The 12,810-nt window shown below is 41.3% G+C and carries 10 protein-coding genes; 2 read left to right on the plus strand and 8 right to left on the minus strand.

Going from position 1 to position 12,810, the window contains the following annotated elements:
* Positions 1-88: 88 nt before the first annotated feature.
* From MHN02_RS15940 to MHN02_RS15970, 7 genes are read right to left on the minus strand one after another with little or no spacing between them, the layout of a single operon-like run.
* Positions 89-586: a hypothetical protein gene (locus MHN02_RS15940; RefSeq protein ID WP_239247312.1), complete on the minus strand. Its 498-nt coding sequence runs from the start codon at positions 584-586 to the stop codon at positions 89-91.
* A 1-nt stretch (position 587) separates the two neighbouring features.
* Complete coding sequence (locus tag MHN02_RS15945; RefSeq protein ID WP_239247314.1) at positions 588-3,551, minus strand: HsdR family type I site-specific deoxyribonuclease; 2,964 nt, start codon at positions 3,549-3,551, stop codon at positions 588-590.
* A gap of 3 nt (positions 3,552-3,554) precedes the next feature.
* A complete protein-coding gene (locus tag MHN02_RS15950) occupies positions 3,555-4,760 on the minus strand; it encodes a restriction endonuclease subunit S (protein ID WP_239247316.1) in 1,206 nt (401 codons plus the stop codon).
* 4 nt (positions 4,761-4,764) lie between these two features.
* Positions 4,765-6,222: a class I SAM-dependent DNA methyltransferase gene (locus tag MHN02_RS15955; RefSeq protein ID WP_239247318.1), complete on the minus strand. Its 1,458-nt coding sequence runs from the start codon at positions 6,220-6,222 to the stop codon at positions 4,765-4,767.
* On the minus strand, positions 6,219-7,991 hold the full coding sequence (locus MHN02_RS15960) for a DUF262 domain-containing protein (RefSeq protein WP_239247320.1): 1,773 nt from the start codon (positions 7,989-7,991) through the stop codon (positions 6,219-6,221). Before MHN02_RS15960 ends, MHN02_RS15955 begins: the two co-directional genes overlap by 4 nt.
* On the minus strand, positions 7,991-9,472 hold the full coding sequence (locus MHN02_RS15965) for a class I SAM-dependent DNA methyltransferase (RefSeq protein ID WP_239247322.1): 1,482 nt from the start codon (positions 9,470-9,472) through the stop codon (positions 7,991-7,993). Before MHN02_RS15965 ends, MHN02_RS15960 begins: the two co-directional genes overlap by 1 nt.
* 19 nt (positions 9,473-9,491) lie before the next feature.
* Positions 9,492-10,043 (minus strand): recombinase family protein, encoded by a 552-nt coding sequence (locus MHN02_RS15970; protein ID WP_239247324.1) that lies wholly within the window; start codon positions 10,041-10,043, stop codon positions 9,492-9,494.
* A gap of 257 nt (positions 10,044-10,300) precedes the next feature.
* Between MHN02_RS15970 and MHN02_RS15975 the strand changes: the two genes are divergently transcribed.
* Positions 10,301-11,320 (plus strand): virulence RhuM family protein, encoded by a 1,020-nt coding sequence (locus MHN02_RS15975; RefSeq protein ID WP_239247326.1) that lies wholly within the window; start codon positions 10,301-10,303, stop codon positions 11,318-11,320.
* 119 nt (positions 11,321-11,439) lie between these two features.
* Here the strand turns inward: MHN02_RS15975 and MHN02_RS15980 are convergent, their stop codons facing one another.
* Positions 11,440-11,700: a hypothetical protein gene (locus MHN02_RS15980; RefSeq protein ID WP_239247328.1), complete on the minus strand. Its 261-nt coding sequence runs from the start codon at positions 11,698-11,700 to the stop codon at positions 11,440-11,442.
* Positions 11,701-12,187: 487 nt separating this feature from the next.
* Between MHN02_RS15980 and MHN02_RS15985 the strand changes: the two genes are divergently transcribed.
* On the plus strand, positions 12,188-12,790 hold the full coding sequence (locus MHN02_RS15985) for a DNA-binding protein (RefSeq protein ID WP_239247330.1): 603 nt from the start codon (positions 12,188-12,190) through the stop codon (positions 12,788-12,790).
* Positions 12,791-12,810 lie beyond the last annotated feature (20 nt).

Genomic DNA, 12,810 nt, shown 5'->3' on the forward strand with positions numbered 1-12,810 from the left:
AAACGGACTTGGGCTGAGAAGAATCTAGCTCAAATCTAAACTGACAGCGACACCTGAAAAAACGGGTAACTGTCAGATCAAGTCTGAGCTAGTACACATTATTTTCTTCATTGTATGCTCGTTCTACACGCCCTACGTAAGCTTTATCTACTTTTACATCAAATGAAATTATTGTAGATTCATCCTCATCAAAATCGTTTTCAACAACAAAACTATTTTGTTTCAGAAATTGGCGGACAAGTCCCTCTGAGCTACCAGTTGTAGCCAAAAAAATTAAAATTTTAGCTAGCGTTTTGTCGTAATAAAAGCAGTCTAAACTCAGCGCACTCTTGTCCTTTCTTTCAGTATTTAAGTAATGAGTAAAGCGTTCAGAATAACTCTCATTCTGCCCTGAGGAGAAACAAACTATCTTATAATCTTGATATAATGCACTTGTTGGTTTTAGCTTTTCATCAAATATGGACTTTAAAATTGATGATTTCCCAGACCCATTTCCGCCAATAAATGTCGCAATTTTATCAAATTTAAGAACTTGCTCTTCTTTGTGCAGTGCATTACCCGGTAAGGGTAAAGAAATCTCTGCCATATTAGTAATATTCCTTTATGTAGGCGTAAGCTCTGTCGAACAATACTTGGTCTTTGTGAAGTTGGTATTTTAGCAGAGCCTTACGAAGCGACTTCTGCACCTCTCTTTCACCACCAATGGTGTTCTGCCAGCCGGGGAAGTTAACGACGCGAACAATAGCATCGATATCAGTAACAATGCGTTCTACTACCGCTGGTGTTTCATCTGTTTTTAACTCAAGAAACAGATCGGTAAGTGCAGCCTTGGGGGACATGCTCTGTAGTTCCTCTTCCAACTCCTTTTCTGCCTTTACCGTATCTTTAGCAATGGTACAAAGCTCTTTAACAAACTCAATTGAGCTAATTAACCCCTTCTCAGCCTTATCTCGCAGTGCTTCCAGCCGCTCACTTAGTTTTTTAAACTCACCGCCAGAGTGCTTTTGGAAGCGCTTGATCAGATCTTTTTCTAGCTGCTTAATCTTTTTGGGGTCTGGATTGTAAAAGATATTCTCAATGACGTCTGCGTCAAGTATGAACTCTTCAAGGGTATGTACTTCACCAACGTGAATATTGTCATGAATGAGCTTTGTAGTTTGCGCACCAAGTGCTAACCAAAGCATTTTACCGACATTATCTGAGGCAGGTTTTACCGACTCAAACACTTGTGCCAACCACTTATAATCTTGGTTGTATGCATCCAAAATATTGTCAGGCGACAAAGACTCCCAAAGCTTTGACAGGTACTTAAAGTCTTTTGCAAAGGCATCTTTCTTATCATCTGTACCAATTACGTTTTGCGCCGCTTCTAAGCCCTCAAAGCCTTCTAATGTTCGGTCTACACCTTCAAAATGCTTTAGTGCATCGGCCATAGCTTTGGGTAAGCGAGAGCGCAATTCACCAAGATTGGTGATTAACTGCTTAACCGTTAACTCATCAAATTCAAGCGCTTTGGCGGCATCATCAAATACACCAAAGTAGTCAACGATGCAGCCAAACGTTTTTTGCGGGTATAAACGGTTAGTACGGCAAATGGCCTGAAGTAGCGTGTGGTCTTTTAAAGACCTGTCCAAGTACATGGTTTGGCAAATAGGTGCATCAAATCCAGTTAACAGTTTTGCTGTAACTATGATGAACTTAAGCCCAGACGTTGCGTCGTTGTATTCCTCTACAATTTTTTCTTGCTGAGACTTATCTACTGCCCATTTTTGCTTAAATTCGTAGTCATCGTTAGCTGTAGTAGAGATAACCACTTTGCTCGCTTCTTCGGGGAAGTACTTATCTAACTCTTCTTTGTACTGCACACAGGCATGGCGGTCTGGTGTAACAATCAGCGCCTTAAAGCCATGGGGAGCAACCTTAGCCTTAAAGTGATCTGCTATGTCTTTTACTATTTTTTCAACGCGCTCTGGCGACTTTAAAAACGCAGACATCTTTGCAGATTTTTTATTAAGCTCATCTGCCTCTTCGTCTGTTAACGCGGCACTCTGTTTAAATTCTTCAAAGGCTTTATCAAGGGCTTCTTTGTCTACATGTACATCTACCAGCCTTGGCTCAAAGTGCAACGGTAAAGTAGCCTCATCACGGATGGAATCATGAAAGGTGTAGCGCGACATATAGCCGCCTTTGTCCTCTTCAGCACCAAAGGCCCAGAAGGTGTTCTTATCCGCTTTGTTTACCGGGGTTCCGGTTAAGCCAAACAAGAATGCGTTGGGCAGTGCAGCACGCATCTGGCGGCCTAAGTCTCCCTCTTGGGTGCGGTGTGCCTCGTCTACCAACAGAATAATGTTCTCTCTTTCATTCATGTTGGGTTTGGCATCGCGAAACTTGTGGATCATCGAAATGATTATCTTGCGCGTATCGCGCTCCAGCATCTGTTGAAGCTCTTTAATGCTTTCGGTGGTCTCTACGTTGGCAATATCGGCTGCGTTAAACGTGCCACTGATTTGTGTATCTAAATCAGTTCTATCTACCAGTACAATAACTGTTGGGCTTTTTAGCTCAGGAGCGCGGCGCAGCTTTTGTGCGGCGAGTACCATCAGAAGAGACTTGCCAGAGCCTTGGAAGTGCCAAATAAGGCCCTTTTTAATTTTTCCGTCGATAACGCGCTGAACAATTTTGTTCGCCCCTTCATACTGCTGAAAACGCGGAATAACCTTTATACGCTGCTTCTTTTTATTAGTGGTAAACAATGAAAAGTTACGCATTATGTCCAGCAGCCGCGCTGGGCTGAGCAGGTCTGTTAGTTCACGACCTATTTCTGATAAGCCCAACGCTTTAGAAATTTTGTTACCGTTATCTTCTACCCGCCAAGGTGCCCAAAACTCTAGCGGGCAGCGAATGCCGCCATAGGATAACTCTTTACCTTCAGTAGCAAACGACAGCACATTGGGCACAAATAGTTGCGGTACGGCATTTTCGTAAATGTTATGTATTTCATGAGCGCCATCTAACCAACTCACCGATGGGCGTATAGGCGTTTTGGCCTCACCCACCACTACCGGGATACCGTTAATCATTAGTACAACGTCGGGTATCTTTGTTTCCCTATGGTGAACATTGAATTGGTTGGTAATGACATATTCGTTTTGGGTTAGATCATCAAAGTCGATGAGCCTGATGGGTACATGACGATTGTTGTCACCAAAAGGCATGGTCTTTTCACCTGTTAACCAAGCAAAAAACTCTTCATTAGCTTTAACTAAGCCAATTTGGTTTACCGAAATTAAAATAGCTCGTAGCTTATGTATTACTTCATCCGCTAAGCTGGGGTTAGCTTTTATCTCCGGGTTAAGCCGAACAAGTGCGTCTATTACTTCAGCTTCAACCAGCACCTCGTTCACGCCACGCTTTAGCTGACTAGCAGATTGAAAGTTCCATTTTACGCCAAACGCCTTTGCAGGCTCTTGCACCTGCTTGGTGTTTAAATTAACACCGCTTAGTTGATGGATGATGTAGTGTTCCACACTATTTAATTCAGAGAACCCCATTAACTATCCTTGTTCTTTTAAATCAACTTTAGACAGAATACTGAGTAACAGACTCTTTTCCGCTTTTAAAGATTTTTTGATATCCAAAATAGCACAATCGATCTGTTTCATATCACTCACAATAGACTGTTGCGTTTCCATATCTGGAACGGCTATTTCAATGTTTCCAATCCGTGAAGTATTTAGGTTGGGCTGGTCTGCTCCCGCAGCAATGCTTTCTCTAAAATATTTAGTTTTTGAGTCTAAAAAATAATACAAGTACTCTCTAGATAATCCTTTAAGATTAAGAAATGCTGCAACGCCATCATTCGCACCTGCTTCGAATGGCAATATCGCAGGAACCCCTAACGAATAGCCGCTATTTGAAAGTAATACTGTATTTGCTGGTAGGATTCTAGTTTTAGTAGCGCCAATCTCTGTTAAGTACGAAGGGACATCTTCAATTTTTATTTCTGGAGTACTTTTATTTGTTAAAGCTGCAACGGTAATCCAAGGAAGATAGTCTCCGTCAAAATACAATGGACTTCCAGCAGGTCTAGGAGAAGACCCTCTCACAACCTTAGCAAGATCCTTAATTTTCTTTCTAACCCAGCTACTTTGACCAAACTCTCTATTAACTTCACAATTTGTCTTTTCCGAAAAAAAGGAACTTCTTAAGTTAAAAAGAGATCTCAAAACTGTTCTTTTGTTTGTAGAAAGCTCCTCAAGGGACCAAATCAATAAAGACAATTTCTTTTGAAGGCTTTTAGGGGGCAACAAGAACGTAAAGTTCTCTAGATCTTTCCACTTTATCCTTCTAGTGATAGAACCGGACGCATTGGCAACAACAAACTTCCATAATGATTTGCTATTTAGAACAGCTGCCAGATAACCATCATAAATGAATTCAGGGTTTTCTTTAATAGTTAAAATATCGCCAGAGCATACACCTGAAAAATCAGCTCGGGGTGCACGCTCCCTGAAATCACTAGCATACAAACTCCTTCTTACCAAAAGGTAGTCGCCGACGTCAAAAAATTTCATTGCAGAAGTAACTGAAGCTGAAGACTCCCAACTTTTAATATTCAGGTCCCATTTTTCAATGTTGCTATTTCCAACAAAACGATCAAATCCACTTTTTCCCGGTTCGTTTATTCTTTTACTATATTCAAAAGCCACATCGCCCAATTTGACTTCTTTCCATTCGCTTTTATCTATTTCTAAATTCATTGAGTTAAATTCCATTAAAAAGGGAATGAATCCTGCTTTTTAAAGTTTCATTTGATGAGTTCCAATCCTTGTAAGACTCTTCGAATGACTCATCTGAATCGGAAGGATATTTATTAACGTAAAGGCTAATATTAAGGGACGATCTATTTATAATTATCTCTTCTGTTGATATCAACTTTGAAAGACCCTCAATACTTGAAAAGTCTCTGTAAGCACTATATATTTTTTCGATGTGTTCTGGTGTTAAGTAACTTATCGTTTTTTCCCGTTTAATTAGGTCACTCGCATTAACGAATAGAACTTTGCCTTTTTTGCAATCTTCTTTTTTAGTTTTTGAAATGACGAGGCATGACTCCATTCCAGAATTGTAGAAAAGATTTCTTCCTAGACCTATTACTGCCTCAAGCCTGTCTGACTCGATAAAATTTCTGCGAATATGTTCTTCGCTGCTCCTATCAAGAAGCCCTTGCGGCCAAAGACTAACAGAACGTCCATTTTCTAAGTTTAAGCTCTTTTGAATATGTTGCTCAAAGGCATAATCTGCACAACCCTGTGGAGGTATCCCCCAGAGATTTCTGCCATATGGGTCATTTTCGAATGCTGATTTATCCCACGCTTTTATCGAGTAAGGTGGGTTTGCAAGGATCACGTTAAATCTCTTTAGCTCGTCGTTTTCCAGTAAGCCCGGATTCGACAAAGTATTTCCGCGAACTATTTGGAACTCTTCAATACCGTGCATAAACATGTTCATACGGGCGATGGCCGAGGTAAGAAGGTTGATCTCCTGCCCATATAACTTAAGGGTGCGGTATTCCTTACCTTCTTCTTTTAGGTGCAGCGCACAGTTAAGCAGTAAGCCACCTGAACCGCAGGTTGGGTCATAGACTGACTCACCCGGTTGTGGGTCCATAATCATGGTCATTAGCTTCACAACGGTGCGGTTTGTATAAAACTCCGCAGCCGTGTGGCCACTATCGTCGGCAAATTTCTTGATCAGGTATTCGTAAGCGTTACCCAGCTTATCGTCAGGTACATTGGTTAAATTCAGTTTATGCTGCGAATAATGCTCGACAAGCTCAATGAGCATGGCGTCAGATAGTCGGTCTTTATTCGTCCAACTGGCATCGCCAAAAATACCATCTAGAGTGTCTGGGTTTGCTTGCTCAATCGCACGCATGGCATTTTGCAGTGCTTGACCAACATTAGTAGTGACCTCACGCACGTCCTGCCAATGCGCACCATCGGGAATTTGAAAATGATGGTTCTCTGCAAAGGCTGCGTACTCCATATCGCCGCCACTTTCCGCAAGGGCTTTTTCAAACTCTTCGTCGTAAACGTCTGAGATACGTTTAAAGAACAGCAATGGGAATATGTACTGCTTGTAGTCACCCGCATCTATAGTGCCGCGTAATGTGGTGGCAGCACCCCAAAGGTATTTTTCTAGTTCTTGTTGCGTCATCATGCTTCGACTACCTCTTTGGATCGTGTTTTGGGCATGAGTTGCTCAGTAATGATTTTAAAATCTGTCAGTAGCCTGCTTTTCAACATGGATTTTCTTACTTCAAAAAATTGCTCAAAGTCTTTCAAAAGAAGAGATTGATTATCAGGGATAAGATTTCGAGTGCGATAGTAGGCGTCGCTAGCCGCCATAGATTCAACCCAGTCGTTCAACGGCGTCGCCTGTTTGGTTTCATTTTCTAGCCCTTCTAACAATTGCAAGTTTGGCACTTGGTCACGCATAGACTGCCACAAGGCAATCTCCTCACTGCTCAAGCCCAAATCATTTAGTGCCGCTGTTTTAAAACCACTTGCTGGGTGCATATGGTCTTGATGAAAACTTATTTGGTCTAGTTTCAGGTCAGGGTACAAAGCCGACAGCAGAAGAAAGCTGACAGGCCCCTTTTTATGCTCCAAAAACTCATCAATATCTTGCTCATCTATTGTGAGTTTCTTGCCACTTGGGAGCTTAACTTGCTTGAATTCATCAAGTGAAAAGGATTTCGACTTTAAGACAAACTCATGCTCATTCTTCTTACGGAGTCCATCGCGAAGTGAGCTTAGCGCTGAGTCAGCTTGCCCGCTGTAAACTTGTTTAAGCAAACTATTAGTTACAAAGCGCTGCAACTCTACTTTCGTTTCTTTGTTTATATCGCCACCTTTGTATATGTAATAGGCGATTGGAGTTGCAGCGTAATTTGAAGATAATCTTGTTTTATTGAAGCCAAACTGACGCAAAAGGCTGGATGTGCGGCTAAGCGCATTAACAATCTTGGACCAATTATCTCTGATTTTTGCAATGTTATTTCGATCGAACGTTTGTACCTTAAATGTCATTGGTGCGTCTATCAAAAACAAGCACGTCCGCATTAGGAAGTCTGTGTTGAAGTCGAACAATCTATCTTGACCATTGATAGTGTCAATCAACTGTTCAATATGCTCTCGACCATCCTCCCAGTGCGCAACCAAGGTAGAGAATAATAGGTCAGACTTGGATAGGACGGTTCCGCCACTATTGACCCGAACGAATATCTCAAGAATGTCATCTAAGTCTTTTTCGACAATTCTGAAGTAATTTATGAGTTGGGGGTCGTTAAACTTTCTCAAAAGCGTATTTAAGTTTTTACGCGCTATTTTTCGGCTTTCTTCGAGCAAAGAAGCTCGATTGGGGTACTGTTTAATAAGCGCATCAATGATTTCGTCTGGGTCAGCATTTTCACTCTCTACCAAGATATCTCTAACCCGATAGAAGTACTTAGCCGAAATGCTTTCAACAGCTTCATCAGTAAGAAACTTGAACTCGTACTCGTTATATTCACCCAGTAAGTTCATGTAAAACTGACGCTCTGGGTATGCATGATCATCTGCACGCTTTGCATGTTTACGCTTAGTTCGATAAACGCCTTGCAAAGCAATGTACATAGAGCTGATGCGTTGCTGGCCGTCTAAAACACCAACGATATCTTTAGTGAAATCGTGTCTAACCAATTGGTTTTTGGAATCTCGCTGATGGAAGTTTCTCAAAAACTCATAAAAGGTGTACTGGTTTGCTTTTTTCTGCGACAACTCCCAGAACAAGAATGTTCCAATTGGATAATCCAGCATGATGGAGTTAAAAAGTTTGCATATCTTTTCTTCTCTCCACACGAATTTGCGCTGGATAGCTGGCAGGTAATACTTGTTTTCGCTTATGTCATGAATAAGCTTTTTGATTGAAATGTTCGAATAGGCCACTACAAAAATCCTTTTAATACTGCCTTAAATTTTTCTTCAGCCTCTAAGCTCGCTTGCCATGCCTGTTTCAGGTCGGCCATCGCTTCTTCAACGGATGGAAGGTTGTCTTCAATAACCTTCTCTACATAAAGCGGGATATTTAAGTTGAAGTCGTTATCTTTTATCTCGTCCATTGACGCGACTTTGACGTAGTTTTCTACATCTTGGTAATTGTGATACCAGTCGTAAATTTGCTGCACATGATGCGGCTCAAGGAAGTTTTGTGCTCTGCCAACGCGGATTTGGTCTGAGGCATCAATGAACTGCACTTTGCCTTTCTTATCTGCGGACTTGTTTTGCTTAAATACCATGACACACGCCGCCAATTGCGTGCCGTAGAAAATATTAGGGCCTAAACCAATTACAGCTTCTAGCAGGTCTTGTTCTAGTAGCGCCTTGCGAATTTTACCTTCCGCTGCCTTTCTAAATAATGCACCGTGGGGAAGTACTACCGTCATACGGCCAGTGCTATTCATGGACTTAACCATGTGCTGTACCCAAGCCATATCGCCATTGCCTTTTGGTGGCACACCCGCGATGTTACGACCATAAGGATCATTCGCCCATGCGTCTGCCCCCCAATCTTTTAATGAAAATGGTGGGTTAGCGATAACACAATCAAAAGTTTTAAGGCCGTCTGCCTCAAAAAATTTTGGCTCGCGTAAGGTATCGCCTCGCAAAATTTCAAAGTCTTCAATACCGTGTAAGAACATGTTCATTCGGGCAATAGAGCTTGATGTCAGGTTCTTTTCTTGGCCGTAAAGTTTAAGCGTGCGGTAGTCTTCGCTGATTTCTCTAAGGTGATCGACACATTCCAACAACATACCGCCTGTACCACAGGCAGGGTCGTAAATGGTTTCTCCCTCATGTGGGTCTAGAATCAAACCAAGAAGATGTACAACCGAACGCGGCGTATAGAACTCACCTGCCTTTTTATTGGTTAAGTCGGCAAAATGCTTAATCAGGTACTCGTATGCGTTACCCAGCATGTCTGGATCTACATTTTGGTTACCTAAGATGTACTGTGAGAAATGCTCAATTAGGTTGATAAGAAGCTCATCTGAAAGCTTATTTTTGTTGCTCCACTGCGCATCACCAAAAATGCCGTAGAGAAACTCTTGGTTAGCCTGCTCGATGCCACGAAGTGCTGATTCGATTGCCGCACCAACATTGGTGGTAGTTTCGCGCACATCCTTCCAATGGCAACCTTCTGGAATTTCAAAGCGGTGAAATTCTGGTAGCGACGCGTACTCAACATCGCCCCCTGACTCTTCCATAGCCATACGAAACTCTTCATCGTATACGTCTGAAATACGCTTAAAGAAAAGCAACGGAAAGATGTATACCTTGAAATCAGAGGCATCTACGGGGCCTTTTAAAATCCACGCTGCTTTAGATAGGTATTGTTCAAGTTGTGATAACGTTATTGTTTTTAATGTCATTTATGCTTTTTACTACAAATTAATTTTCATTTAACCACTTGTTCAATGTCGGGCGACTCACATTGAAGTGTTCTGCTATTTCTGATTTTGTCATTTCTGGGTCATTCAACATGGCTTTTGCTTTCTTTATGTCAGCAGGAGATAACTTTGCTTTACGACCACCTTTTTTCCCCCGCGCTCGCGCGGCATCAAGTCCAGCTTTTGTTCTTTCTGATATTAGGCGTCTTTCAAACTGGGCAATTGAGCCAATCATATGGAATGCTAACTCGCCGATAGCTGTAGTCGTATCGATGTTCTCGTTGAGTGAGATAAACTGTACTCCGCGTTGCTTAAATGTATCTAGCAGTTCGATGAGATCTTTTAAGCTGCGACCTAGGCGATCTAATCGTTGCACAACAACAATGTCACCTTCTCTTAATGAATCTATCATACGCTCTAATTGAGGGCGATTTCTTGATTTACCGCTAAAGCTCTCTTGATACACTCGATTGCACCCGGCCTCGTTTAATGCGTCCAGTTGAGCATTTTGAGATTGGTCTTCAGTACTTATCCTTGCGTAACCAATTTTCATAAATAAACGTACCTTTTCTTTACATAGAAAACTTTACGGGTTTATTTACGTTTAAACAAGCTTACTGATGAGTAATATAGTGTAGAGTTAACTACAACAAATAAACGGTCGTTTTCTTTACGCCACAATGACCTAGATAAATCGATTTTCAAACTATTAGTTGATATACACCTGATTGATGGTTTGGCTAAAACTAGAGATACTATAGGTAGCAAATCGACTTCCATACACAACTCCAGATAGCAAGGAAGAAAAATATGAACTCCCCCTTAGCCTTATTTACCAGCGAAGATGGAAAAGTTCGCCTGCACCTTAAATTAGAAGCAGGAGAGGGTGGGGAGCCAACACTATGGTTAACTCAAAAACAGCTAGCCGAGCTGTATGAAAAGTCTCCTAAAACCATTAGTGAGCATATTCAAAACATATACAACGAAGGAGAACTGGCTCCTGATGCAACTATCCGGAAATTCCGGACAGTTGCCCGTGAGGGCACACGGGACGTGGAACGACTACTCGACCACTATAATTTGGAAGCAGTGTTAGCAGTAGGATATCGAGTTCGTTCAAATCGCGGAACACAGTTTAGGCAATGGGCGACAACATTGCTTAAAGAGTATTTGATCAAGGGCTTTGTAATGGATGACGAGCGCCTTAAAAACCCAGATAAAGACTTTAGCGGCGATTACTTTGACGAACTACTTGAACGTATTCGCGATATTAGAGCCTCTGAACGTCGCTTTTATCAGAAGATTACAGATATCTACGCTACGGCGAGTGATTACAATGCCAAGGCACCGATTAGTCAGCAATTTTTTGCGACGGTACAGAATAAGTTGCATTGGGCTATTCATGGCCACACAGCAGCAGAGCTAATAGCCGAACGCGCAGACAGTCAACAACCCAACATGGGGCTAACTCATTTTTCTGGGAACAAAGTGACAAAGAAAGATGTATCCGTTGCCAAAAACTATCTAACTCAAGCAGAACTCACTTCACTCAATCGTATTGTCACAATGTATCTAGACTACGCTGAAAATCAGGCTAGCAAACGCAGAGCTGTGACGATGGAGCAATGGGCAGATAAACTAGATGCGTTTTTAGAGTTTAACGAGCATGACATTCTTGAGGGTGCAGGCAAGGTTTCTCATGCAGCAGCTAAAAAGCTGGCTGAAGAGCAATATGAGAGTTTTTCCGACCAGCGCCGAGTTAACCAAGCAAAAGAAGTCAGTGACTTTGATTCATTTGTGGAAAAAACAAAAAGTATTTCAAAATCATAGTCAATGAAGCCGATGAATAGTTGACACCCTTATCCATAAATACTGGATATTATGGTATCCAAAACTCAAGAAATAGAGCTTTAATGGATACTATAATGTCCATTTAAAGCAAGCTTTAGTCACAACCTCCTTAAGTATTCGTTTGATGCGGTAAGAGCAGCCATATCTTCCATCATATGATAGACCCACATTTTATCGCTTAGCTGTCGTCGACCATGTCCCATCAGGTGCTCATCTAAGGTAAATTCTGGGTGAGGATGAATCGTGTGTTTATCAAAATAGTCAGTAATTGCGTAAGCTCTTTCCAACCCGGTTAAACCTCTCGCCGCTTCTCTTGCATTTCTGATATGCCTGTTAAAATCTTTTACTTCAAAGGTCATGTTGTGACTCCGTCTACTTAATTCTTTTTCAGTAGAGCACAGCCCTTTGCTGACCAACAAATAGCCACAATAAATATTTTCACCCTTTTTTAAATTATTTATTGCAGCCAACTGGAAATATTTACGGGCTCCAATAATTGAGCAGTTTCATTCATTCAAGCTAATAAAGTGGAGAAAAGCAGGCGCATATTGCGGCTAGGATGCGAGATTGGCCGTTTGGCCCAAACGTTTGTTTGTTTGTTTGTTTGTTTGTTTGTTTGTTTGTTTGTTTGTTTGTTTGTTTGTTTGTTTGTTTGTTTGTTTGTAGAAAGTATGCCGAAGCATTTGTTCCAAGCAAGCATCTTAATCTGGTGCTTGTACAAGCTCGTTCTATTAGTTTTTTAGTATTGCATGCCTGTTTAGTCTCATTATGATTACAACGGTCGGGGGACACATTAGTCAAGTTCGTGAGATTGACTAGAATACTGAAAATACTATGAGGTAATTTATGCGTAACCCGAAGTTTAACAAAGAAGAAATCATTGCTGCTGGCATTGAACTACAAAAACAAAACAAGACTGTCACTGGAAATGCTATTGCGTTGTCGCTTGGTGGCGGAAGACCAGATCGATTCAAATCGATTTGGGAAGAATATCTAATGTCTCAGCAAGAGAGAGCTAACAACGAAGTAGCGGAGTACCATCTTTCACCAGATCTAGAAGATGAGTTTTATAACCTTTCTGATAGCTTGATAAAAAATATTAAGTCTATTCTGATTGATTGCGAAAAGCGGATGAATCAACAAGCGACAGCGCGAATTGAGCATGAACAAATAACATGTAATGAACGTGTGCTTGCTATGGAAGAAAGCCTTCAAGACGCAAATAGCTTAATTAATCAGCAAGAAGATAAAATCGAGGATCTTCTTTCAAAGCAATTAGCATTCAAAGAAGAGCAAAGCACGATTGGTGAACTCGAAAAGCAACAGGCCATACTAACCAACAAAATTGACAGTTTAAATGAATCACTCAAAGATAAAGATAGATTAATACTTGAACAGAAAGCTCGTATCGAGGATCTTGTTAACTTCGAATCATTACTTGCAAAATAAAGCATAACGACGTGACACAA

Origin of the sequence: Alteromonas sp. CNT1-28, assembly GCF_022348345.1 — a bacterium.
GTDB lineage: Bacteria > Pseudomonadota > Gammaproteobacteria > Enterobacterales > Alteromonadaceae > Alteromonas > Alteromonas macleodii.

Coding starts and splice junctions, on each gene's coding strand:
- MHN02_RS15940 (WP_239247312.1), bottom strand. CDS start 586: ATGGCAGAGATTTCTTTACCCTTACCGGGTAATGCACTGCACAAAGAA.
- MHN02_RS15945 (WP_239247314.1), bottom strand. CDS start 3,551: ATGGGGTTCTCTGAATTAAATAGTGTGGAACACTACATCATCCATCAA.
- MHN02_RS15950 (WP_239247316.1), bottom strand. CDS start 4,760: ATGAATTTAGAAATAGATAAAAGCGAATGGAAAGAAGTCAAATTGGGC.
- MHN02_RS15955 (WP_239247318.1), bottom strand. CDS start 6,222: ATGATGACGCAACAAGAACTAGAAAAATACCTTTGGGGTGCTGCCACC.
- MHN02_RS15965 (WP_239247322.1), bottom strand. CDS start 9,472: ATGACATTAAAAACAATAACGTTATCACAACTTGAACAATACCTATCT.
- MHN02_RS15970 (WP_239247324.1), bottom strand. CDS start 10,043: ATGAAAATTGGTTACGCAAGGATAAGTACTGAAGACCAATCTCAAAAT.
- MHN02_RS15975 (WP_239247326.1), top strand. CDS start 10,301: ATGAACTCCCCCTTAGCCTTATTTACCAGCGAAGATGGAAAAGTTCGC.
- MHN02_RS15980 (WP_239247328.1), bottom strand. CDS start 11,700: ATGACCTTTGAAGTAAAAGATTTTAACAGGCATATCAGAAATGCAAGA.
- MHN02_RS15985 (WP_239247330.1), top strand. CDS start 12,188: ATGCGTAACCCGAAGTTTAACAAAGAAGAAATCATTGCTGCTGGCATT.